We start from the raw sequence: 23,376 nt of genomic DNA, 5'->3' as shown, positions 1-23,376 counted from the left end.
CCAGTGACATACGGATTAACAGTCCGCCGTTCTACCGACTGAACTACAGAGGAATCGTGTGAACGAGGCGCATATTAATGGCACCTCATTAATGTGTCAACAGCTAAAAATACATTTGTATTCAACTGGCTAGCAATAGTACAAAGCGTTCGCGATTTAAGCAGAACCTGCTGCAAGACGCGCCATCGGGTCCTGGCGATAAAACTGCTGTAAGTGGCGATACATCGCAGGGAAGCGATCCGCCAGTAAATCTGGTGCGCTGAAAAAGTACTCCGACAGCACGGCAAAGCATTCGGCAGGATCACTGGCGGCGTAGGGATCGATGGTTGCCGCCTGTTCGCCGACCAATTCAACCTCTGCTTCGATCTCTTCCATCGCCTGTAGCAGGTCTTTCTCCCATTGGGCGACATCTCGTAAGGGAATGACGGGAATACCGCTGGTGTAGCCACTGCCGCGTGCATCGAGTTTATGCGCAATTTCATGGATGACGAGGTTGTAGCCGGAAAGATCGAAAGAATCCTGTATATCCAACGCGTTTAAGACTACCGGGCCTTGTGTCCAGCTTTGACCGGCATGCACCGCTGGCGCCTGGTGGACTAAGCCGCTGCTGTCTTCCCAACGGTCATCGACATTGAACGGTTCGGGATAAATTAACACTTCATGAAAGCCATCCAGCCACTCCAGACCCAGTTTCAGCACGGGCAGGCAAAACAGCAAGGCAAGACGAGCCAATTGTCGTTCGTCGAGTGGCAATCCATTCAGCAGCGAGATTTTCTTTTGGTGTAGGAAGCGTTGGGCAAGCGCGGTCAGGGCACTTTGCTCATCAGGTGTGAGCAGCGAAAAGATCGGTTGCGCCATTGCCTGTTGCCAAGGAAGCGCTGTGACGGTGGCATCTACCTGCGCATTCCATGGCCATTTGAACATCGCGCGACTCACTCTGCAGGGCTGAAAGGGTTATCCTGACGCGGCAAGATGAAAAATACCAGCGCGGAATCAAAGCCGTGTATTCAATCAGTTACTACAGGGTTTTTCTGTGATTAAGATGGCAAAGCAGGAAAATCACCCTCGCCCGAGCGGGAGAGGGCGGAAGACAGTTAACTCTCGCGTTCAACGCGCTGGAATTCGATCACCCAAACCCACGGGTTCACTTCCCAGCTGGTGGCGCCATACTGCTTTTGCCACGCTTTACGATAGGCTTCTTTCGGGGATTCAGCGTTCATGTTCATCGTGAAGAAGTTATTCAGGAAGTGCGTATCGGTCTGCACGCCCTCAGCCATAATGTCATCTTCGCTAATGTCCTGAATTTTTTCAGCGCGTACCGAGGTAATGGCCAAATCAATACGGCTGGCCCAACGCGGCATATGAATCGCTGTTTGCCAGCCAAACTGCTCGGCATGCTCTACATCCTCATCCAGTTGACCCAGTTCATTGCTGTCAGAACGATATTGACAGAACGCAGGGCTACGGAACGGCAGAGGATCGCGTTCATATTCGGCGAGTTGCTCTTCCGGTACGATGGGGCCGCGCCAGGTTTCACGCACCCACAATCGATCGCCCGCCTGTCCAAAGGGACAGTGAGAGCTGACATCTGCCATCGACATCAATTTATAGCCATGCAGATGGTTGGCGCTAACGTCAAACGCATGGACGCCTTCGTGATGATCCTGACCCGGACCAAAGGCCTGAGTTTTCATGATGCGCCGGGTTTGCGTTTGCTGGCCAACCAACAGGGCGCGGACCCGCTGTTCGGAAAAAAGAATCGGCCGTTCTTTCATTACGTACCTCATGTAGTTTTACTCACCCGGAGAACTCCGACAATCACCTGCAACCGCAGATGAGAGAATTAGCATAATGGGTTTGAATCAATTTGCTTAATAATTTGTCGCCTTACTATCAGGCAATTACTGCGTATTCCGGTTTTAAAAATGGCTCTTAAGCAAAATCCATGCTGTAAGTACCTTTGCAGGTGAGAGAGAGCCAGAAATATTCCCTATACAGTACGTTATAACGGCCTGGATGGGAAACTTTTCAGATTTATCCATGGGCGTTTATCGCTTTTACCCTGAGTTATTAAGCATGTTTAACTGGAATAATTCAAAAGCGTGAATATTGTTGATGGATGAAATAGATTACGCCTGTTTAACAGAGTTATTTAACTTAAATGACACTAAGGAAATGCCTAAAACGTGATCTCCGCTGGGAAATCGGCATTAACAGCGTTATAACAAGATCGGGATCGCATTTTTACGCTTTGCACATCCAGGAGGGATGTAAAAAAAGTGTCACGATTAGGCCGCTATGATGTCCCCAGGAGCAGCACCCTGAATTGGCGGTGCTTTTATAACAGCAATAAGGAGAAGCACGATGTCACTCACCCGCTGGCAACAACGCTACGAGAACTGGCTGCAGCAGAACTGGCTGCACGACGATAAAGCCCATGATATCGCGCACCTGCGCCGTGTCTGGATGAGCGCCACGCGCATCATGCAGCACAGTGCAGCCGACCCGATGGTGGTCCTCACCGCCTGTTACTTCCATGACGTGGTTAACCTGCCAAAAAACCACCCATAGCGCCATCTGGCCTCCACCTATGCCGCTGAAGAGACACGTCGAATTCTGCAGCAGGATTTTCCCGACTTCCCACCGGAACTGCTGGATGGCGTCGCCCATGCCGTTCAGGCGCACAGCTTTAGCGCACGTATCACGCCACTGACGCTGGAAGCAAAAATTGTTCAGGATGCCGATCGCCTCGAGTCTTTAGGTGCTATCGGCCTCGCACGTGTTTTCTATACGGCCGGAGCGCTGGGCCGTCCGCTGTTTGATAGCGAAGATCCATTAGGAAAAGAACGCGAATTAGACGATGTGAAATGGACGCTGGACCACTTCCAGAAAAAACTTTTACGCTTGCCAGAAACCATGCAAACCGAAGCGGGGCGCATGTTGGCAGAGCATAATGCCGATTTCCTGGTGCACTATATGGGCAAGCTGTGCGCGGAATTACAGGGCAACCTGACCAGTATTGATGAATCCGTATTAAGGGATTTCAGCCCCATACACTCGTAATATTAAATTTTTATGACAGTCTGTTAACTTTCATCTTCTTCCGCTACGTTGTTGTAAATCAAGAGGGAGTGTGAAGATGACCGAGACCGTTAACTTAACCATTAAAATTGACCCGGCCCTGAAAGAGCACATCAAACAGTTAGCCGCCGATAACCAAATCTCCATGAGTCAGGAGATCGTTAACCGCCTGCAGGCCAGTTTACATGCTGTTGAGCAACCGGCGGTTGATAGTCTGAATACGGAAGAAGCGGTGACCGAGCAGCTCACTGCGTCTGAACTGAAGCAGGTGCGTATGCTGCTGAAGAAAAGCAAAAAGAAGAAATAAGCGACATTTAAAAACCCGTCAACTTGACGGGTTTTTTTATCTTTGTACTCAAGCGGCATCAACGCGGAATTGCTGTGCCCGCTGGGCGAGGCGATCAGAGAGTTCACGCAGTTGCGTAGCCGAATTGACCTGATGGGCGTTGAGCGCTTCGTTTTGCTGTAGCTGATTACTCATCTCCACCACTTCGTGCGCAATTTTACTGACGCGGTGACTTTGCGCAGTGCTATTTTGCTGCAACTCATCGAGCTGCGTTACGACCCCCGAAACCGCACCGCTGATTTGTGTAAACAACACTTCCAGCGCTTTCACTTTGTCAAAACCATCATTCACATGCTGCTGAGTGTGCTGAATTAAACCATCAATCTGACGCGTTGATTCACCGCTCTTTTGCGACAGCAGCCCCATCTCTTTGGCGACGACGGAGAAACTACGACCGTATGACCCAGCGTGAGCGGATTCAATCGCGGCATTCAACGACAGCAAACGGGTTTGCATCGACAGGCTATCCAGCATGCCCACAATTCCGGCGATATCACCCGACGCTGTAACAATCTGCTGCATTTTGAGTTCCATATTGTCGACTTCCGTGGCGCAGTTGCGCATCAGAGCATCGGCTGACTGCGCCTCCTGCGTGGCCTGCTGCGAGAACTGCGCACCAATTTCGACTTCTTCAGACACGCGATGTAAACGCTGTGACAGATGGTGGAAGCTGGCATTCTGCGCCTGGTGTTGCTGCATCACCTGTTCATTATGCTGCTGCATATTTTCTGCACCCGCCGCCACGCTCACAGCAACGGTATTAATGTCGCTGACAATCTGCTGCAGACCGAAACGCATTGATTCGATCGACTGAAACAGCTGGCGCGTCTCTAAGCACTGGCGGCGTGGCGTATCATGACTCGGGACTAAATCACCGGTGGCAATCTGCTCCAACTGCCGGTTGGCACGACGCAGCGGCAATAGCACGCCGCGCATCAACAGACTGGAGGCCAGCACCAGCAGCGCCATCAAAATGGCACTGACGATCAGCGACATGTTGCGACTCTGCTTTAGCGTACTGAGGGTATTTTGATTGACGCTGCTCAGTTGATGGTTGGCTTGTTCAATCTCGCTGAACCAGGCATCGTTAAACTGCTGCTGGAATGCCTGCATCGGCACCATAAAGAAGGCATTGATGTCATTGGCCGCTAACCCTTTCAACTGCTCTTGCAAACCTTCCGCTAACATCCCAAAGCCCTGAGCCAGCGGACTGTGTGCTTTAGCATGGTAGGCGGTGAACAGTGCCTGCGCTTTTTTTAACGAATCATCAGAGGCGGCCGCCAGACTTTTCCAGCTATCGACTGAGCCACTTTGCTGATCCTGCATTAAATAGATACCAGCACGGTGGCTGTTATCACTGGCGGTGAGCAATTCGATACGTGCTTTATCCAGCAGGGCCAATCTTTCCCGCAGTTGGTTGGCTTGCTGGAGTGACGTTTGTGTCTGGTTAACGTGATTGCTGAGCAGCAGTACGCCCGCGAACTGCAGGAGACAGAACAGCACGATAAACAGCAAAAATTGGTTACGAAGACTGGTGAGCCAAAGCGGCAAACGCCAGGTAAGACGTGTACGTAAACGCAGCGGTAACGAGATTACAGAAAGGAGTGACATCTAACGCCCCCAAAAATAAAAAGGAGTATTGAGAGCGGGCGTGACAGTTTGGTGACAATAGACGCGTTTTAGCGCAAAACAGCATAATACGCGTCCCTAAAGGAAATTGTGGACCTGTGGCGCTAAGTGTTTTGGCTAAGATATTGTTCGATAAGCGGCGAAAGTAACTGTGCCACAGCAGCAAAAACCGGGACCACCACTGAATTACCAAACTGCTTATAGGCCTGGGTATCCGAGACCGGAATACGGAACTGGCTTTGTCCCGGTGCCTCAAATCCCATCAGTCGGGCGCATTCCCGCGGTGTTAACCGACGCGGACGCAGAGCCATATTGCTGGCGAGCTGGAAATCCGCTTCCCCCTGCGCCTGATCCCAGCCGCGGTCGATCAGAATTTCTGAGCCGTCTTTATAATAGCGCGCTGATAAAGTGCGGACACATACGTTGGGATTACGGGGATCGTTAAGGCCAAAGCCGAAGCCATTACCTTTAGCCTTGTGCTTTTTGGCGTATTGATAGAGATAGTTCCACAGTGTCGGCGACAGGATGTATTTCGCATCTGGCGTCGGCTCCAGCAAGCTTTGCAGCGTGGGCACCTGCTGCGGATAGAGTTGAGAAAGCGCGCGCAGTGAAAAACCGTCGCTCAATCCGGTGTCGCGGCGAATGCCGACCAGCACAATGCGTTCGCGATGCTGCGGCAGGAAATGGCGCGCATCCACCACTTTCGCATCGGGTGTTGCGCTGTCGGCCGCATCGGCAACGTCGTAGCCAAGTTCATCCAGCGTCGCCATAATGATGGCGAAGGTGCGTCCTTTGTCATGACTCTTGAGGTTTTTCACGTTTTCCAGCACGAAGAACGGCGGCTTTTTGGCAGCGAGAATGCGGGCAACATCGAAAAACAACGTGCCCTGCGCTTCACACTCAAAACCGTGCGCACGACCTAACGCATTTTTTTTACTGACGCCGGCCAGTGAAAATGGCTGGCAGGGAAAACCCGCCAGCAGCACCTGATGATCGGGGATGGTTTGGTCGATGTGCTGATAAATCGCCTGTTCGTCAGTGAGTCCTGCGGGCTGCGTCACCAAACGAATATCGCTATTGAACTGATGCCGTTGCGGATCGCTGTAGTGATTGGCTTTATAAGTACGAACCGCTTCTTTATTCCATTCACTGGTGAACACGCACTGGCCGCCAATGTGCTCGAAACCACGACGAATCCCGCCGATGCCGGCAAACAGATCGACAAATTGAAATTTAGGCGCAGCGTAATGAGCAGGGCGCGAAGGCAATAACGCTTGCAGGCTGCTGACTTCATCGCTGGAAAGGGCAGGAACGGCGCTTTTACCCTGACGAATGCGATTTAGACGCGGCACGCTCCAGTCGCATCCGCCCGCCTCGGTTAAAGTTTGCACCACATCGCGTGCGGCATAGATATCGAGGACCTGCATTAACAGCGATGTGGCGTCATCCGAAGGGGAAGAAAATGAGGAGGGTGAAACCGTCGCGGCGGGATCGATAGCAAGCATGCGTTTTTCCTTAACAGTGAAGCCGCTATGCTATCACTCCTCGCGTCTTCACACACTTGTTGCGCGTGCCTTTCGCTTTCACGCCAAACCGCTAAAGTTGTAGAAGCCCCAATAAAAAGGAGACGCCATGGTCGACGTCCATTCGCAAGCTATTCGCAGCAAAAATATGCGTGCCATTCGCAATCATGACACAGCGATTGAGCAGCGTATCGCGTTGATTTTGAAAGATCGTGGCTTTAACTATCGTGTACAAGATAAAGCGTTGCCGGGTCGGCCAGACTTTGTTTTGCCACACGAGCGGGCGATTATCTTTGTCCATGGCTGCTTCTGGCATCGTCATCACTGCTATTTATTCAAGATGCCCGCCACGCGCACTGAGTTCTGGAACGGCAAAATTAACAGCAACGTTGAACGCGACCGCCGTTATATCGGGCAGTTACAACAAAGCGGCTGGAAGGTACTGATTGTCTGGGAGTGCGCGCTGCGTGGAAAATTGCGCCTTGAAGATGAGGCGTTGATTGAACGACTGGAAGAGTGGCTGCTGGCCGCCATGCACAGTGGCGAAATCGATCATCAAGGCTTGCATCACTATCGTGTTGAATAGCGTGCGATTGTTGCTTTTAGCCGCCATAACGGTTTAGATCTTCTCTTTCTCTGGGACGCGGAATCGAGCCATGAGCAGCATCAAACTGACGGTCAAACGCCTGTATCAACTCCGTGATGAGCGGATGGTGAACACCCATGCAACGGCACGCATTTATTTAGGCGAGCAACTGGTGGCCACCGAGGAGATCAGCGGAATGACGGAAAGTCCGGTCAGCAAATATGTGCACGCTGGCGATCTTGCCGGGCAAACACTTCGCGTCGAATGGGACTGTGCGGGCATCGCTGATATGTCAGTGACGGCGGTTGAGCGATGCCCCTGTTGTCAGGATCACGAACCGGAATAAGGATAACTATTTTGGCAGGAACCAGTTTACTCACGCTTCTGGATGACATTGCGACGCTGCTTGATGATATTTCAGTGATGGGCAAGGTCGCGGCAAAGAAGACCGCTGGCGTATTGGGTGATGATCTCTCACTCAATGCGCAGCAGGTCACCGGCGTAAAAGCCAACCGTGAATTACCCGTGGTCTGGAGCGTCGCAAAAGGCTCATTTCTTAATAAATTAATTCTGGTGCCGCTGGCGCTGATTATCTCGGCGTTTGCGCCCTGGCTAATCACACCGCTGTTGATGCTGGGCGGCGCTTACCTTTGCTATGAAGGCGTGGAAAAGGTGCTGCACAGCCTGAATCACGATAAGGCAGAAAGCAGCCCGGAGGCACGTCAACAGCGTCTGGATAAGCTGGCGCAGCAGGATCCGCGCCAGTTCGAAAAAGATAAAGTTAAAGGCGCTATACGCACAGATTTCATTCTTTCTGCGGAAATTGTGGCAATCACCTTAGGGATTGTCTCTGAAGCGCCGCTGTTGAATCAGGTGCTGATTCTGGCGGGGATTGCGATTCTGGTGACGATTGGTGTTTACGGCATCGTGGCGATGATCGTGAAAATCGACGACCTCGGATACTGGCTGCGGGAAAAGTCCTCCACGCTGGCTCAGGCGACTGGCGGTGCGTTATTGGCGCTGGCACCCTGGTTGATGAAGGTGTTAACGGTGGTGGGCACGGTGGCAATGTTCCTGGTCGGTGGCGGCATTATTGTGCACGGTATCGCGCCGTTGCATCACGCGATCGAGGAGTACAGCAGCGGCTTCCATGGCGTTATTTCTGCCTTACTGAGCAACGGTGCCAATCTGGTACTCGGCTTTATCATTGGGTCGATCGTGCTGTTGGCGGTTAATCTGGTTGCGAAAGTACGCGGTAAATCGGTATAAAGCGCAGGAATTTATCAATCACGGGTCAGGAGAACGATGATGAACGACGATATGTTTGAATTTGATATCGATGCGCAGCTGGAACAGGCTGAAGCGAAAGCGGCTGAAAAAGCCAATGAAGTCCCGGCTGATATCAGCGACGAAGCGGACTGCGAAGGTTGCAAAATCTGATTTCCCACCCGGGAAAGTGTTTCAAAGCCGATAATAATTTTTATCGGCTTTTTTTATAAACAACATTTTACACTGCTTATTCCGATTTCGTCACAGTAATAACATTATCCTATAGGCGTAAATGGGGTGCAGCTGCTATAACTTTATTCGTTCATTCAACGGAAAAAGGGAGGGCGCGGTATGACCTTTGCGATCAGTGATGAAGTTCAGCACAAAGAGGGCGGACCCACGATGGTGGTGACCGGCTATGCCAGCGGAATGGTAGAGTGTCGTTGGTATGATGGCTACAGCGTGCGACGCGAGGCGTTCCGTAGTGACGAACTGAGTCACTTATCCGGAGCGCGACAGCTGGCCAGCTAAGCGTGTGCGGGACGGACAATCCGTCCCGTTGCGTTTTTACCTATCTGATTTTCCTTTGATCCCTGCCTGTACGACTTTTCTCCTGCTGACTACACTTTTCGCATCCGCCCTTTATTGAATAACTGTTGCCCATGCCCACTTCGCCTTTGACGCCACGCACAGGTAATCCTTTTTTGCCGGTGCATCTCTGCTTTCTGGCGGTCTTTTTGTTCTCTGCATTTCTTACTGTGCATGAAGCGATTGAGCTAAAAAATAACTATGAGGAGCGTCAGCGCGCACAACTGGCTGAAATCCAGAAAAACCTCGACAGCCGGTTTCAGGAAAGCATCGATGAATTGACGTATTACGAGAGAATGCTCAACTATGCGTTGATGCATCCGCTGGATTCGAGTCAAACGCGCGAAGCCATTACCCGCTTTCAACAATTGCGCCAGCAAACGACCTGGCAGTTAAAGTTGGCCAGCCTGCGCAGTATGCCGTTGAATGGCGTGAGTGACAGTTGGTTAATGCGCGATCCCTTGCTGCTGCGCAACAGCGATCACATCAATGCGGAATTGCGCGCCGCCATGGAATTCAGCTTTATCATGCAGTTCAGCGACCCGGGACAGGATTTTCACTCACGCTTTTGGTATATCTCGCGCGCCGGTTTTTTTATCAGTTCAAGGCCTCCGCAAAGTCCGCAAGAGCTGATAGAAAGCTATACCACCATGACGGAGCGCCCCTATTTTCGCGATCAGGCACCGGATAATCCGCAGCGCGGTCGATTGCGCTGGAGTGAAGCCTATCAAGGTGAATTTAACGAAGGGTTAATGATGACAGTGAGCACGCCGATCGTCAGTCATGGTTACTGGTACGGTGTACTGTCGATGGATTTCACCCAGGCGCGGATACATGGGCTGATGGCCGAAGCACGACACAGCTTGCTACAAGGAAAGTTGCTCATGGTGGACCGCTCGTTAAATGAAATCACTCGCTTGCATGCACCCAACGATGAGCCCTTGACGCCAGAACAACAGGAGCGTCTGGAGAGCCAAATCCGGCAACTGCCTGGAGGTGTGATGCGCCTTGGCACCCAGTTTGCCAGCTGGAGCAAATTAAAGAATGTGGACGCGTATATCGTGAATATTCAGAGCCTGAGGCAGGGGATGTCACAGGAACTTGGCCGTGTATCGCTGTTCTTGCTCGGCATGTGGTTGCTGTTTGTACTGCTACTGCTGGTCGTGCATCAGGTCATTATTCGTCTGGTGCGCCGTATGGACGATCTCTCCGCCAAACTCACCTGGCGTGCCAATTACGACGGTATGACGCGGTTGCTCAATCGCAATGCGTTCTTTGAACAGTTTGTGGCGATCTCTGCCCGCAGCCAGCAGCAGCAAACGCCCCTCGCGGTGATTCAGTTGGATGTCGATCACTTTAAGAAAGTGAACGATACCTGGGGACATGCGGCAGGCGATCAGGCATTGATTCGGGTGGCGGGCGTGATTAGCCATACGCTGCGTAAGTATGATGTGGCGGGCCGTATCGGCGGAGAGGAGTTTTGTATTGTACTGCCGGAAACTACGTTGGCGGATGCCAGTGCAATTGCGGAACGCATCCGTGCGCGTTTAGCGGCAAAAACGATTCTGGTGAATGCCAGTACCACGTTCAGCGTCACCCTGTCGGCTGGCGTGACCGGCAGCGAAGAGCAGGGCGATTATCATGCCGAGAGCCTGCAAGCCACCGCCGATCGCCGCCTGTATCTGGCGAAAACCGGCGGCCGCAACCGCGTGGTGGCAGAAGATTAAACCTTGCCTTCGTTATCCTCCTCCACCGCCTGATATATGCGCTGCAGGATATCCGGAAACGCCGATTGCACGCGGCTCCAGCTGGGAATGAAAGGTTTCTCATTGGGCCGCTCAATAAAGGATTGCCCGGCATCAAGTATCGCCTGCGTGAACATCTCGACCGCCGCTTCCTCAATATGCTGATCAAACTTCAGGCCATTCATTGTCGCTTCGTGATTGTAGATCTCCATCATATCCAGCGCATTGCGATAATAAGTGGCTTTGAGCACGCGGAATGAGTCACTGGTGAGTGGCACGCCCATGGTCGCCAGCTTGCGCAGCAGCGACTGGACAATATCATTGCTCATGCGTTTCAGGCCGCCGGTGCCATCTTCTTCTGCCAATGGTTGATGTTTATGATCGTAGTTATCGGCAATTTCCACCTGACAGGTTTGTCGCGTGGTGTAGTTGCGATAAATCTCCGACAGCACGCCGATTTCCAGCCCCCAGTCGCCGGGAATTTTGATGCCGTTCAGCACATGGGTGCGCATGGCGAATTCGCCAGACAGCGGATAGCGGAAGCTGGTGAGGTAATCCAGATATTCAGAATGGCCATACACTTTTTGTAGCGAACGCAGCAGCGGGCCGACCAGCAAGCGGCCTACGCGACCATTAAGCTTGCCGTCCGCAACGCGCGCGTAGAACCCTTTGCAGAACTCATACTGGAAAGCTGGATTGGCAAGCGGATAGAGCAAGCGCGCCAGCATGCTGCGCTCATAGGTGACGATATCGCAGTCATGCAGCGCCACGCACTGGGTGCGATCCGAGGCCAGTGTATACCCGGTGCAGAACCACACGTTGCGTCCTTTACCCGGCTGGCTCGGCGACAACCCCTCTTTATCCAGTTCAGCATCCAGCGCTTTCAATCGCGGTCCATCATTCCACAGGATGCGATGGCGTTGTGGCAAACGAGAAAAGAACTCACGAGCAAACAGAAACTGGTCGCGGTCAGCACGATCGAGACCGATGACGATCTCATCCAGATAAGGCACTTTGGCCAGCTCATTGACGATGTTATCCAGCGCCGGACCTTCCAGTTCTGAGAACAGGGAAGGCAGGATTAGCCCCATTTTGCGTTTACGCGCGAAACGTACCATCTCTTTTTCCAGCGATTCAACGCTGCGTTGGGTGAGATTATGAAAGTTAGTAATGACACCATTTTGGTAAAAATCACTCATTTTCTCATCCTTAGGTCAGAGAGTTATTCGGGTTGCGCGAGAAAATAGTCCAGCCCTTCACGCCAGCCCAGCGGGCCAGCATGCGCGGTGTGATAGACATTTTGTTGATCGCGGCGCGTGAGGATCACCGGGGTTTTACTGAATCCTTTAATCACTACGGCATAATCGACCTGCTCCAGCATCGGCACATCATTGGGGCCATCACCGAGGCCGAGGGTGGTCCGCTTCTCTCCACTGCGCTGTTCGAGATGCTGCTGCAGCTGCTGCAGTGCGATGCCTTTACCGCAGCCCGCGGGCATCACATGCCAGAATCGTCCCCCCTGGGTGAGCGCCAGGTTGTGTTCCGCCAGCGCCATACGAAAATCCTCCAGCTTTTCACTATCATCGCGCCAGAGTATGACTTCTGAAGCATTGCGCAGTCGGCTCTGGCTGGCTTCGGCCAGGGTTAATCCGGTGAAGCGGGCCACTTCCGCATCGCTAAAGTCGTGAAAACCGCTGAAGCGGAAAGTGGATTGCAGGGTTTTCAACCAGCGGCACAGCGCAAGATAGTGTTCACCCGGTTCCTCCGCTGCAATCTGCTCGCCATCAAAAGCGATAAACGCCCCGTTTTCAGCGATGAAAGGGGTACCGGAAAGACCCAGGCGTTTCTGTAAGGGGATCATTTCAGCGGCCGTTTTACTGGAACAGAACACCACGGGAATCGCCTGCTGTTTGAGGCGCTGCAACCATTCACTGGCGGCATCCCAGTTGTAGTCATGATGATCCAATAGCGAGCCATCGAGATCGGTCACAATCATCAGCGACGAGTTAAGTCTGAGCATCTACACACTCCTTACGCCAGGCGCGTCCGTAAAGCAGAGAGTAATCAGTATAATAGCGTTATGAAGATCACACTTTTTTGCGAGTCTGCTGCGTCAATTTCCAGGATAAATCTTAAATCCACAGGGTAACGATTAGGGACGTGCACACATTGCGCATAAAAGAAACACAGCAGTCACACGGTGTTTTCGGTAACAAATGGGGAAGGTAATGCATTTTTGTTCGTTTTATACGCAAGATTGGGACTTGTCTTGTGTTGACTAAAGCGTAGTCTGACTCAGGTGTTAAGAATTTCCTGGTGTAACGAATTCACTGATTTACTTTACCCGGCCATCCCGCCGGGTATTTTTTTGAAATCGATTTCAACGGTTAACTTCAGTGATCGAGAAGTCACGGATATCGAGTTCAAATGCTTCAGCCAGCTCGATATAAGAGTCATAGGCTTCACCATTCACTTTCACCCGGTGAGCGTGTTCCGCTTCCATGAACTCTTTAACCTCGCCTGAGGTTTTCTTCTGAATCGCTTCCAGCAATGCTTCAACGTCAATGTTCACTTCGCGCTGCACGTTGTCACTGTACTCTTTTGCGGTTGTCATGGTCGGCCTCCCAGAGGCGATGAGATTCTTTATCAGTATAGACAACGGGAAGAATGGGCAGGAAAGGGCAGATTTCAGGCAAAAAAAAGCCCGCGCTGCGCGGGCAAAAATCCTTGTTACTTTTAGGTTGACTGCGCCTTTGGGGTTGGTGCAGTACGAAGAAGTGTACGGGCTACCCGCGTCAGAAGTCTCTCTGCGTACTGTTAAGAAAGTGAAAAGCCGCGGTTTGACAGAACTTTACCCGTCTGTCATCTCATCAATCGAATCAGCGGCTATGCTTAAAGCTTGACGATAAAGAAGTGATATCAGGGAGTTAGTATGGATTTTATTCGAATTGTGATTGCGATTTTACTGCCACCGCTGGGTGTATTTCTGCAGGTGGGCTTTGGCGGTGCCTTCTGGCTGAATATCCTGCTCACACTGTGCGGTTATATCCCGGGCATTGTGCATGCCGTGTGGGTCATCGCCCGACGCTGATCCGGATCAGGCGGCCGCCATTTTCTTCCGTTACACTGTATTCAGGACAATATCTGGAGAGTAATCAATGCAGGTGAATGACCGCGTAACGGTAAAAACCGATGGCGGCCCACGTCGCGTGGGTACGGTACTGGCAGTTGAAGGTTTTAATGAAGGGACCATGTACCTGGTGGCGCTGGAGGATTATCCGCTGGGGATTTGGTTCTTTAATGAAAGCGACCATGCGGAAGGGGTGTTTGTTGAGCCCTACGAGGAAGCTTAAGACTGCATAAAAAAATCAGGTGCACATAAGGTGCACCTGATGCATATCAACCGCTGCCATCAATGACGGCGAGAAGGTTTAGAACGTTTCCCAGTTGTCATTACTGTTCGCCGCTGCCAATGCTGGACGCGGTGTCAGCGTCGGGGCCTTCAGGGTGCCTGATGAAGGTGCCATCACTCGCGATGCGGGTGAATCGTTAAGTTTAAATGCCGCAACGGCCTGTGTCAGACGACCCGCCTGATCTTCCAGCGAGGCTGCCGCTGAAGAGGCTTCTTCCACCAGCGAGGCGTTCTGCTGCGTCACGTTGTCCATCTCGGTAACCGCCAGACTCACCTGCTGAATGCCACGGCTCTGCTCATCGGAGGCGGCGGCAATTTCCGACATAATATCGGTGACGCGACGCACCGCCTCGACGATCTCACCCATGGTTGAGCCGGCTTCACCCACCTGATGTGAACCGTTATTAATCAGATCAACCGACTCGGCAATCAGCGTTTCAATCTCTTTCGCGGCCTGGGCACTGCGCTGGGCCAGATTGCGTACTTCGCTCGCTACGACGGCGAAACCACGTCCTTGCTCACCAGCACGCGCTGCTTCTACCGCCGCGTTCAGCGCCAGGATGTTGGTCTGGAAGGCGATACTGTTAATGACGTTGGTGATCTCAGCAATTTTCTTCGAGCTGCCAGAGATATTGTTCATGGTTTTCACCACGCCATGCACCAACTCACCACCGCTACGGGCTTTGCCGGAAGCATCCGCAGCCAGTTGACTGGCATGATGGGCGTTCTCCGCATTTTGCTTCACGGTCGCGGTAAGCTGTTCCATGCTGGCAGCGGTTTGCTCCAGCGCGGAGGCCTGCTCCTCAGTGCGTGAAGACAAATCGGTGTTACCGGCTGAGATCTCGCTGGAACCCTGATAGATGGCAACGGCGCCTTCGCGGACGGTGCCTACGGTACGCACCAGTGCGGCCTGCATCAGTTGCAGATTATGCAACAGGCTACCGATCTCGCTACGGCCATACGCTTGTTCCGGTGCGGTCAGATCGCCCTGCGCAATACGCTCAATACGCTCAACCGACTGACGCAGCGGGCTGATCACCACACGGCGGAGGAAGACGAAGGTGAGGAGCACCAATACCAGTGCAGCAGCAAAGGCCACAGCCATGGCAATAAAGCCAACGCGGGACTGGTGCGCAGCTTCCGCGTTGATCGCTTCGGCACGGTCAGTACGAATTTTTATCGCTTTCAGTAATACCGCGTTATACGCATCATCCAACTTGCGTGTCACGTCGGTTTCCTGCGCCACGATCCCTTCGAAGCTGCCTTGCTTAGCCGACTCAATCATCGGCTTCAATCCCTTGTCGATATAGTCATTGAATGCCGCGGTGAGTGGCGCATCCAGCGCGATATCCTCCGGCGTTTTCGCCTTGCGGTCCATGTAAGTTTTAAAACCGTCACGCGCTTGCTTGATGCGGGTCTCCGTGCGCGCCAGATCGGCACGATAGCCGTCCATTTCACCGATGCGGGCAGCGGCGCCGGATTGCAGCACGTTCAGACGAGCGGTACGCAAATGGTTTGAGCTATTAGAGATGCCCATACGGATTTGAATTTCATCCGTCGCATCGTTGAGGGAATTATTACTCTGGATTAAAAAATAGCTGGCGAGGCCGATACACAGGGCAAAAAGCAGCAGAATGCCACCAAAGATCATGCTGAAAAGAGGCATCAGGCGCAGGTTCTGCCAGATGCTGAGCTTATATTGCTCATCAATCGATGCTGTTTTCATATCCTTGCTCTCATTTTGGGTAGGTGTTCTGAGAACAAGCATCGGCAGTTTAGGCTAAAGGATTAGGGGGCGAAGTGAGACCTGGCTCGCAGATCCAGGCAAAACGACAAAGGGCCAATCTGCGGATTGGCCCTTTGTCGGCTACGGCTATTTACTCAAACTGTTTACATGCAGAACTATCGCACGTTGACATAAATACCGGAGGTCACATTATCGGTCAGTCGCACCACATGATAAATAACCTGTTTATTATGTGTCTTAATTTTGCGTTTTATATTACCTTTGTGTGACGATACCGTTTTGGCTTTAATTTGCATCTTGTCTGAAATTTGAATGGTGTCATGTCCTGACATCCACATTTTCAGCATATTTGATTCAGTCTGACTTAATGTCAGTGGGTGAACATCCAGGCCTGCTGAAATACGCGGGGTAGCGCTGAGTTTCTTTTGCAGGTAAGTGCCGAGCAGTGAATCCAGAGTCGAGGTTTTTACCGATTTTGACGTAATAATCAGGTTCTTACGAACGTAGAGGTATTCCTCAAAATGGATATTCGAGATCGCCATAAAGATAAAAAATAGCGTATCTGGATGCTGCATAATAATAGCACGAATACGATCGCTGGAATCGGATTCATGAATGAAGCATTCTTCATTAATAAAAACGACACCAGGCTTTAACTGTTCACATCTTTGTTGCAGTTGTTCAATATCAGAGACCGGAGTAATATTTTTCTTTTTAACTCCTTTGGCCGACATATAGTCTGATAATCCCAGGCGTGTGTAGTTACATGAATCCATAATAATCGTTGGCATTATAGCGACCCTCACCAATTTGTTATCCGTTTAAATCAACGATGAATACGCGTTTGCGGTACGAGAGAGATTTCCAAAGACACTTTTTTATTCTGCTCGGCAGACTGGCGAATGATATCCGTGCGCCATCATGACTCTATCCCTGAACCCTTCTGCGAAGTTTTTTGTGTTACTTCCACGTCACTCTTGTCCCCGCGATAGTGGGAATCGCCGGGAGTTTGCATTAAGTGTGTAATTCGCTCTGTTTTTGAGAGCCCTGTCACTATCGCGCAAGTCACAGACAAATCTGATAGGACAATTCTTAAAAACATTTGAATCGCGAAAGTGTGACGTTTCAGCGAGTGTTGACAATGCCGGAAAAAAGGGATTTAGACAAGAAAAATCGCTGCAATATTTTTTTTGTTTAAAAACAGCCCTTTGAGCATTTATTCAACCAATTCTCAAGGTTTATCACCTTAGGAATCGTCTGACTAAAATACGCGAAGCGCCGTTTAATAAGAATAATTTTCCCAAGAAATGCGCATTTATCAGAATAACCTCAGTTGATTTCTGAGAAATATGGTTCGAAAAATGCACAGATTGATTTTGAATACTTAACTATCGCATAAGAACTTCTACAGAAACGTTAATTAGCGTGCGCGGGAGAGTTCTGAGACAAACTGGGCGAGTAAATCAAAGACTTCGCCGAAGAGATGTTCGCAGAAGGGGGCGAGTAGCGGCATCATCATACCCAGACTGAGGATCCCCACCGTTAAGGTAATCGGAAAGCCGATCGCGAAAACCGAGAGTTGTGGTGAAACACGGTTTAACAAACCTAGTGCCATGTTTAGCGTGAGCAATAAAACAATTAAGGGTAGCGCTAACATCATGCCATTAAGGAAAATTAACCCGGCGGACTTCACCAGCGCCATAAAAGCATTGGCGTTGAGGGGTTGATCGTTAATCGGCAGAGTATGAAAACTGTCCACCAGCAGCGAAATCAGCCACAAGTGTCCGTTGAAGGTCAGAAACAGCAGCATGGCCAGCATATCGAGAAAACGCGCCAGCACGGGCATGTTAAGGCGGCTGCCAGGATCAAAGAAGGTGGCAAAGGATAAGCCCATCTGTAATCCCACGACTTCACCGGCCATACGCACCGCGGCAAACGCCAGTTGCATCGTCAGGCCAATCCCCACACCAATCAGTAATTGCTGTAACAGGATCCAGAAACCCGCAGGGGTAAATAACGTGACTTCCACCGGAGGCAACACGGGAATGACGATCCAGGTCGTCAATACCGCGAGGCCCACTTTCACGCGCTTGGGAATGGATTTCTCACTCAGCACCGGCGCACTGGCAAAGAGTGCCAGCAAACGTACCATCGGCCAGAAAAATTGCGCGACCCAATGGACCAGCTGGCTGCTATCGAGGTTAATCATCAGCCGATGATATAAGGTAAGTTGGTCAACAGATTACGCATGTAATCCAGTATCAGGTTCAGCATCCACGGGCCGGCAATCACCGCGGTGGCGGCAACGGCAAGGATCTTAGGAATAAAGGAGAGTGTCTGTTCGTTGACCTGCGTGGCCGCCTGTAACAGGCTGATGATCAGACCGCTGACCAGTGCCGCCAGCAACAGCGGGGCGGCGAGCATCAGGGCAATTCGCATTGCTTCCTGGCCGATGACCATAACCGATTCGGGTGTCATGCTGCGCTCCTGGCGTTATATGTTGCGGCCTTCAGGCCGACCGGATTGAGAGTTGCCATCGACTTCCAGGTGTGCCGCTAGGAGTAGAAACTTTGTGCCAGTGAACCCACCAGCAGCTGCCAGCCATCCACCAACACAAACAACATCAGCTTGAATGGCAGAGAAATGGTCGCCGGCGGCACCATCATCATCCCCAGCGCCATCAACACGCTGGCAACCACCAGGTCGATGATCAGGAACGGGATGAACACAGTAAAACCAATCTGGAAAGCGGTTTTCAGTTCACTGGTGACGTAAGCCGGCAGCAAAATGCGCATCGGTACGGCTTCCGGACCTTGAATCGGCGCGGTGTTGGCAAGACGAGCAAACAGCGCTAAATCGGCTTCACGCGTCTGACGCAGCATAAACTCACGCAGCGGTTGAGCGCCTTTGTCGATCGCTACGTCCATGCTGATTTTGTCCTGACTGAACGGCAAATAGGCGTCGCTATAAATCTTGTCGAAGGTCGGCGCCATAATAAAGAAGGTTAAAAACAGCGCAAGGCCAAGCAAAACCTGATTGGGGGGGGCAGAAGGCGTGCCTAAGGCGTTACGCAGCAAGCCAAAAACAATTATGATGCGGGTGAAGCTGGTCATCATCAGCAAGATGGCCGGAATAAAGGTCAGCGAGGTGATAAACACCAGCGTCTGCACCGGCAGTGACCAGCTCTGGCCGCCATTCGCCAATGGCTGACTGACCAGACCAGGCAATTGCGCATGGGCAACCGGTGCCAGCAACAGAAGCGGCAAGAGGGGAAGCAATCGACGCATCATTGGGGTTTTCCGGGACGTTTAACCAGATTCTGGAACAGCTGACGAAAATCCTGCGGCGCCACGGTTTTGTTCACCAGCTCTTCAGGTGGCAGCGGTGGCAGCGAATGCAGATGGGTAATTTGCTGGGCGGTGACGCCCAGCACTAAACGCGCATCGGCGGTGTCAACAATCACCACCCGCTCCTGACGACCCACCTGCACGCTGGCGCTAATTTTCAGCGCCTGGGTGTTGACGGTTTTGGGCGCAAAGCCAAGGCGTTTTGCCAGCCAACCACAGGCCAGAATCAGCAGAACAATCACTGCCAGCACGCTGCTGACTTGCCCAATCACCGAACCGGTAGAGACCACCGGCTGGCTATGAACAGGCTGGCCAATTTGCGCGTTCTTTAACATGCTTAACGGCTCAGACGACGCATACGTTCAGATGGCGTAATAATGTCGGTGATACGCACGCCATATTTGTCGTTCACGACGACGACTTCGCCCTGCGCAATCAGGTAACCATTGATCAAGATATCCAGTGGTTCACCGGCCAGGCCATCCAGAGCCACCACGGAACCCTGCGTCAGGCGCAGCAGCTCTTTGATGGTCATCTTGGTGCGACCCAGTTCCACGGTGAGTTTGACCGGGATATCCATAATCAGATCGATGTCTTGCAGCGAGCCACTGGCACCGTTGCTTTCAAACGATTTGAACACGTTCTCGGTTGGATCAGGCGTGCTGGTGGTTGCCTGCTCGTTCATTGCCTCAGCCCACAGGTCGTCCGCAGAAATATCATCGGACGGTTTTTTGCTGTCACTCATCGGGCTGTTCCTCGTTCAGCGAATTCAAAATCGGGTTAATCAGGTGTTCAACACGCAGCGCGTACTGGCCATTCATGGTGCCATATTGGCTGGTCAGCACGGGTACGCCATCGACGTGAGCAATGATGCGGTCCGGCTTCTCAATGGGCAGGACGTCACCAGGTTTCAGTTGCAAAATACGTGACAGGCGCATGGATGTTTCCGCGAAGTGGGCAATCAGCTCCAGCTCCGAGTGCTGCACCTGTTTCACCAGATTGTCGCGCCAGTGCGTATCTTCCTGACGGGAGTTTTCCAGTGGTGGATTGACCAGCAGCTCGCGCAGCGGCTCAATCATTGAAAACGGAATACAGATATTAAATTCACCCACCAGGTTACCAATCTCGACCTGGAACGGGGTGTTGACGACGATATCGTTCGGCGAAGTGGTGATGTTGGTAAATTTCACCTGCATTTCGGAACGAACGTACTCAACATCCAGCGGGTAAATCGCTTTCCAGGCATCGCTGTAACCATCCAGTGCCAGCTTCAGCATGCGACGGATGACGCGTTGCTCGGTATGGGTAAATTCACGGCCTTCCACTTTGGTCGGGAAACGGCCATCACCACCAAACAGGTTATCTACGGCGATAAACACCAGACTCGGTGAGAACACCACCAGCGCAGTTCCGCGCAGCGGTTTCAGGTGGATCAGGTTCAGGTTGGTTGGCACCGGTAAATTGCGGGCGAACTCATGGTAAGGCTGAATCTTGATCGTACCGACACTGATATCCGGGCTACGGCGCAGTAAGTTAAACAGCGCCATACGAAAATGACGGGCAAAACGCTCGTTAATGATCTCCAGCGCCTGCAGACGCTCGCGCACCACGCGACGCTGAGTATTAGGATCATAGGGACGGATATCGCCATCGGTCCCTTTGGAACTGTTCTCTACTTCCGCGCTGTCACTGTCGCCATTAAGCAGCGCGTCAATCTCAGCCTGGGAGAGAATGCTATCGCCCATTAAATCACCTCAAAATGAAGGCGGTAAACAGCACGTCACTGACCACCTGTGGCGGTTGCGTTTTTACCAGCGGTGGCGCCAATGCCTGTTTGATCTGCTCAACCAGGGCCTGCTTACCTTGTTCTGTGGCAAGCTGAGCGGCACTTTGACGCGAGAGCAGCAGCAGTAAACGGCTGCGCACCTCAGGCAGGTAATCATTCAACCGACGACGGGTATCCTCATCCGGCAGACGCAGGGTAAAGCCTACGTACAACACACGGTCGGGATCGTTGTCAGGATTGACCAGGTTAACCGTAAACGTATCCATTGCAAAAAATACAGGGGCGGCCGGTGGCTCTACTTTCGCCGCTTCCGGTTTGTCATCCCCGTGTTTATTCATCATTCGCCAGACTGCATAGCCTGCCACGCTGCAAGCGGCCAGCGTTACAATCAGCAACACCGGTATTAGTAGTGAACGTTTGCGGCCTTTAGCTTTCGCGTTATCAGACATGTTTGCAGTTACTTCCTGTGAATTATGGGCAAGCCTCTCGGCTCGCCTGGACAGATTATCCCGCGTCTTAAGTCAAACAATGGGAAGAAAAGACGCGGGTTTTACGCTTACCTTCAGCGTTTAGCCGCTGTCAGGCAAAGATATCGACAGCGCCGTTACCTGTCGCGCGCGCCTGAAGGGCTGCCGGGACGGCAATAGGCGTTATCTCGTTTTCACTGTCCTGGGAGAGGGTAAAGCTGCCGTGCTGGCCATCACGACGTCCTTCCTGCTGGCCCTGATAATTCTGGCTTTGTGCGAAGGCGTCGCTGCTGACATTACTCTGTCCCAGGTTAATACCGCTCTCCGCCAGCGCACTACGAAGCTGAGGGAGAGCTGCTTCCAGCGCGGCCCTCACTTGGCTGTGGCTGGAAACCATACTTAACTGCGCCTGATCCTTGTCGAGGGTCAGGTTGATCTGGATAGCACCCAAATCTTCGGGATGTAAGCGCAGTTCGGCATTTTGCTGGCCGTTGCGACTGAACATCACGATTTGCTGGCTTAACGCCTGCTGCCACTCATTGCTGCCGAGTTGGGCATTCAGCATCGGCGTCGACGGAGTGGTGCTGGTCGTCGCCGTACTGTTGGTCAGTGTGCTACTGCTGCTGACCGGTGCGCTGGTTAATGCTGTTACCGTGTCGCTTTGCGTATCACGACGTTCTTCCGGTTTGCTGAGCGTACTCAGCACCTGCTTAAAGCTCTCATCCAGTGACAGTGCGCCATTGCTGGTGCTGGCCGTGGTGCTGGCGGCAGCGGCACTGCTACTGGCTGTCGTTGTACTGACATCACGGCTGACAGCGCTCAGCACATCGCTGGATTTCTTATGAGGCGCACTGTCGGACTGTGCCTCTTGTTCCTCTTTCACGGCGTTCTGCAGCGTTCGGCTTAACAATGATCCGTTTAGCGTAGTCTCTGCATCGGCAGAGGTTTTATCCGTGCTGGCGCTGACGGCGCTCTGACTGTTTCTCGCTTCAACCGCAACCGGTAACATCGCGAACAGAGCCTGCACATTCTGTAAGTCGCTGGCACTTAACGAACTTGCTTCAGACTTGTCTTTATCATCGGCTGATTTCAGCGTGGCTTTAGTGTTTTCCGGTTGTAAAAGTGCGTTTAACGCCTCTGGTTTGTCCAGTGCTTGCAATAACGCGCTTAATGACGCTTTTGTGACGCCTTTTTCATCGACTTCTGCTGTCAGATCAGTCGATTGCGTGTTAACACCTTGTTGCTGAGCCAGCGTCAGTAAGCGGTTACCCAGTTCAGTGATAAATCCCTGTGGCAGCGCATCTGTACCCAGTAAATTGTCCGATGCTACAGCACTGTCTGCATCGCTGACTTTAGAGGTTTGCGTAACCATAGTTGGCAGCGTAATCATTCGCCTCTCCTCATAGCGGCCCGTTGGGCAAATTCATCCATCCGTTTCTGATCGAGACGGTTTTCTTGTCGTAATGCGTTTTCGGCAGCGCGAGTGATCAGTGTTTGATACGCATTCAATCGCTTATGCTTTTCTTGCCAGCTGCTCAGCGCCTGATCCAGACGTTGATTCCACTGATTCAGCTGTTGCCGATGCTGTTCAATGGCTTTCTCCAGCGTCTGAATAAACTGGTGGTAATTGGTCCAGCGCAGGCTGGAAATACCGCCTGACATATCGGTGTTGAGCTTATTGCGGTACTCATCCTGATAGTCGAGCAGCATGGTGAGCTGCTCATCCGCCTGCTTTACGCCACGGCGCATGTCACCTAAATGAATCACGGCCTGTTCCAAATCCTGCTCCGCCATATCGCGCAGCTTATCGATTGCACTGGCAGTTTTCATGGCTTACCTCGCTTGGGCTC

27 protein-coding genes and 1 pseudogene are annotated in these 23,376 nt (G+C 52.0%); 10 read left to right on the top strand and 18 right to left on the bottom strand.

From position 1 onward, the window contains the following. Window positions 1-156: 156 nt before the first annotated feature. Window positions 157-924, bottom strand: a complete 768-nt coding sequence (mtfA, locus tag QMZ65_RS03450; protein WP_283215413.1) for a DgsA anti-repressor MtfA — start codon at window positions 922-924, stop codon at window positions 157-159. A 170-nt stretch (window positions 925-1,094) separates the two neighbouring features. Beyond that, entirely contained in the window at window positions 1,095-1,775 is a 681-nt protein-coding gene (locus QMZ65_RS03445) for an ASCH domain-containing protein (RefSeq protein WP_034824525.1), read from the bottom strand. Between the two features lie 589 nt (window positions 1,776-2,364). Here QMZ65_RS03445 and QMZ65_RS03440 point away from each other — a divergent pair. Continuing rightward, window positions 2,365-3,063, top strand: a pseudogene (locus QMZ65_RS03440) (phosphohydrolase). Between the two features lie 76 nt (window positions 3,064-3,139). Then, the gene (locus tag QMZ65_RS03435; protein ID WP_211728373.1) at window positions 3,140-3,388 is read left to right on the top strand and encodes a hypothetical protein; all 249 of its coding nucleotides are present in this window, start codon (window positions 3,140-3,142) and stop codon (window positions 3,386-3,388) included. 48 nt (window positions 3,389-3,436) lie between these two features. Here QMZ65_RS03435 and QMZ65_RS03430 read toward each other — a convergent pair whose 3' ends face one another. Together QMZ65_RS03430 and dcm are read right to left on the bottom strand one after the other, a co-directional pair. Then, complete coding sequence (locus QMZ65_RS03430) at window positions 3,437-5,038, bottom strand: methyl-accepting chemotaxis protein (protein ID WP_283215412.1); 1,602 nt, start codon at window positions 5,036-5,038, stop codon at window positions 3,437-3,439. 122 nt (window positions 5,039-5,160) lie between these two features. Continuing rightward, the gene (gene dcm, locus QMZ65_RS03425) at window positions 5,161-6,561 is read right to left on the bottom strand and encodes a DNA (cytosine-5-)-methyltransferase (protein ID WP_283215411.1); all 1,401 of its coding nucleotides are present in this window, start codon (window positions 6,559-6,561) and stop codon (window positions 5,161-5,163) included. A gap of 127 nt (window positions 6,562-6,688) precedes the next feature. On the opposite strand from dcm, the gene QMZ65_RS03420 reads away from it, so the two are divergent. From QMZ65_RS03420 to dgcQ, 6 genes are all read left to right on the top strand, one after another. Continuing rightward, entirely contained in the window at window positions 6,689-7,165 is a 477-nt protein-coding gene (locus QMZ65_RS03420) for a very short patch repair endonuclease (RefSeq protein ID WP_097116783.1), read from the top strand. Window positions 7,166-7,235: 70 nt separating this feature from the next. Then, the gene (locus QMZ65_RS03415) at window positions 7,236-7,511 is read left to right on the top strand and encodes a hypothetical protein (protein WP_034824504.1); all 276 of its coding nucleotides are present in this window, start codon (window positions 7,236-7,238) and stop codon (window positions 7,509-7,511) included. Window positions 7,512-7,522: 11 nt separating this feature from the next. Then, a complete protein-coding gene (locus QMZ65_RS03410; RefSeq protein ID WP_097116784.1) occupies window positions 7,523-8,434 on the top strand; it encodes a DUF808 domain-containing protein in 912 nt (303 codons plus the stop codon). A gap of 36 nt (window positions 8,435-8,470) precedes the next feature. Beyond that, the gene (locus QMZ65_RS03405) at window positions 8,471-8,605 is read left to right on the top strand and encodes a hypothetical protein (RefSeq protein ID WP_255253243.1); all 135 of its coding nucleotides are present in this window, start codon (window positions 8,471-8,473) and stop codon (window positions 8,603-8,605) included. Window positions 8,606-8,785: 180 nt separating this feature from the next. Continuing rightward, a complete protein-coding gene (locus QMZ65_RS03400) occupies window positions 8,786-8,965 on the top strand; it encodes a YodC family protein (protein ID WP_034824498.1) in 180 nt (59 codons plus the stop codon). A gap of 131 nt (window positions 8,966-9,096) precedes the next feature. Next, window positions 9,097-10,749, top strand: coding sequence for a cellulose biosynthesis regulator diguanylate cyclase DgcQ (dgcQ, locus tag QMZ65_RS03395; RefSeq protein ID WP_097116785.1), 1,653 nt, complete (start codon window positions 9,097-9,099; stop codon window positions 10,747-10,749). Here dgcQ and QMZ65_RS03390 read toward each other — a convergent pair. The 3 genes from QMZ65_RS03390 to yodD form a co-directional block, all read right to left on the bottom strand. Further along, entirely contained in the window at window positions 10,746-11,966 is a 1,221-nt protein-coding gene (locus tag QMZ65_RS03390) for a glycosyltransferase family protein (RefSeq protein WP_034824481.1), read from the bottom strand. The genes dgcQ and QMZ65_RS03390 overlap by 4 nt on opposite strands. Before the next feature lie 23 nt (window positions 11,967-11,989). Next, window positions 11,990-12,787, bottom strand: coding sequence for a mannosyl-3-phosphoglycerate phosphatase-related protein (locus tag QMZ65_RS03385; protein ID WP_097116786.1), 798 nt, complete (start codon window positions 12,785-12,787; stop codon window positions 11,990-11,992). 360 nt (window positions 12,788-13,147) lie between these two features. Further along, on the bottom strand, window positions 13,148-13,381 hold the full coding sequence (yodD, locus tag QMZ65_RS03380) for a YodD family peroxide/acid resistance protein (protein ID WP_038646324.1): 234 nt from the start codon (window positions 13,379-13,381) through the stop codon (window positions 13,148-13,150). A 318-nt stretch (window positions 13,382-13,699) separates the two neighbouring features. Here yodD and QMZ65_RS03375 point away from each other — a divergent pair, with 318 nt between their 5' ends. Both QMZ65_RS03375 and dsrB read left to right on the top strand, forming a co-directional pair. Further along, entirely contained in the window at window positions 13,700-13,858 is a 159-nt protein-coding gene (locus QMZ65_RS03375) for a YqaE/Pmp3 family membrane protein (RefSeq protein WP_034824466.1), read from the top strand. A 67-nt stretch (window positions 13,859-13,925) separates the two neighbouring features. Further along, on the top strand, window positions 13,926-14,120 hold the full coding sequence (gene dsrB, locus QMZ65_RS03370) for a protein DsrB (RefSeq protein ID WP_034824463.1): 195 nt from the start codon (window positions 13,926-13,928) through the stop codon (window positions 14,118-14,120). Between the two features lie 78 nt (window positions 14,121-14,198). Here the strand turns inward: dsrB and QMZ65_RS03365 are convergent, their stop codons facing one another. The 11 genes from QMZ65_RS03365 to fliJ all read right to left on the bottom strand — a co-directional run bounded on the left by QMZ65_RS03365 (window position 14,199) and on the right by fliJ (window position 23,356). Next, window positions 14,199-15,905 carry a methyl-accepting chemotaxis protein gene (locus QMZ65_RS03365; protein WP_097116788.1) on the bottom strand — a complete coding sequence of 569 codons (1,707 nt, stop codon included), beginning with the start codon at window positions 15,903-15,905 and terminating at the stop codon, window positions 14,199-14,201. 176 nt (window positions 15,906-16,081) lie between these two features. Continuing rightward, a complete protein-coding gene (gene rcsA / locus QMZ65_RS03360; RefSeq protein ID WP_097116789.1) occupies window positions 16,082-16,717 on the bottom strand; it encodes a transcriptional regulator RcsA in 636 nt (211 codons plus the stop codon). 629 nt (window positions 16,718-17,346) lie between these two features. After that, window positions 17,347-18,135, bottom strand: a complete 789-nt coding sequence (gene fliR / locus QMZ65_RS03355; protein WP_160832785.1) for a flagellar biosynthetic protein FliR — start codon at window positions 18,133-18,135, stop codon at window positions 17,347-17,349. Then, window positions 18,135-18,404, bottom strand: a complete 270-nt coding sequence (fliQ, locus tag QMZ65_RS03350; RefSeq protein WP_034824451.1) for a flagellar biosynthesis protein FliQ — start codon at window positions 18,402-18,404, stop codon at window positions 18,135-18,137. Before fliQ ends, fliR begins: the two co-directional genes overlap by 1 nt. Window positions 18,405-18,481: 77 nt before the next feature. After that, window positions 18,482-19,213, bottom strand: a complete 732-nt coding sequence (gene fliP / locus QMZ65_RS03345; RefSeq protein WP_034825234.1) for a flagellar type III secretion system pore protein FliP — start codon at window positions 19,211-19,213, stop codon at window positions 18,482-18,484. Beyond that, on the bottom strand, window positions 19,213-19,608 hold the full coding sequence (fliO, locus tag QMZ65_RS03340) for a flagellar biosynthetic protein FliO (RefSeq protein WP_034824448.1): 396 nt from the start codon (window positions 19,606-19,608) through the stop codon (window positions 19,213-19,215). The genes fliP and fliO overlap by 1 nt, the downstream gene beginning before the upstream one ends. A gap of 2 nt (window positions 19,609-19,610) precedes the next feature. Then, entirely contained in the window at window positions 19,611-20,018 is a 408-nt protein-coding gene (fliN, locus tag QMZ65_RS03335) for a flagellar motor switch protein FliN (protein WP_034824445.1), read from the bottom strand. After that, window positions 20,011-21,018, bottom strand: a complete 1,008-nt coding sequence (fliM, locus tag QMZ65_RS03330; protein ID WP_166932195.1) for a flagellar motor switch protein FliM — start codon at window positions 21,016-21,018, stop codon at window positions 20,011-20,013. Before fliM ends, fliN begins: the two co-directional genes overlap by 8 nt. A 4-nt stretch (window positions 21,019-21,022) precedes the next feature. After that, the gene (gene fliL / locus QMZ65_RS03325; protein WP_034824439.1) at window positions 21,023-21,508 is read right to left on the bottom strand and encodes a flagellar basal body-associated protein FliL; all 486 of its coding nucleotides are present in this window, start codon (window positions 21,506-21,508) and stop codon (window positions 21,023-21,025) included. Window positions 21,509-21,638: 130 nt separating this feature from the next. Next, a complete protein-coding gene (locus QMZ65_RS03320) occupies window positions 21,639-22,916 on the bottom strand; it encodes a flagellar hook-length control protein FliK (RefSeq protein ID WP_166932197.1) in 1,278 nt (425 codons plus the stop codon). After that, window positions 22,913-23,356 (bottom strand): flagellar export protein FliJ, encoded by a 444-nt coding sequence (gene fliJ / locus QMZ65_RS03315; RefSeq protein WP_038646338.1) that lies wholly within the window; start codon window positions 23,354-23,356, stop codon window positions 22,913-22,915. Before fliJ ends, QMZ65_RS03320 begins: the two co-directional genes overlap by 4 nt. Window positions 23,357-23,376: the final 20 nt, after the last annotated feature.

It is taken from the genome of Pantoea sp. EABMAA-21 (assembly GCF_030053335.1).
GTDB classification, from domain to species: domain Bacteria; phylum Pseudomonadota; class Gammaproteobacteria; order Enterobacterales; family Enterobacteriaceae; genus Pantoea; species Pantoea communis.
Note: the sequence above shows the minus strand (reverse complement) of the source record. Positions and strands in the feature narration are given on the sequence as shown.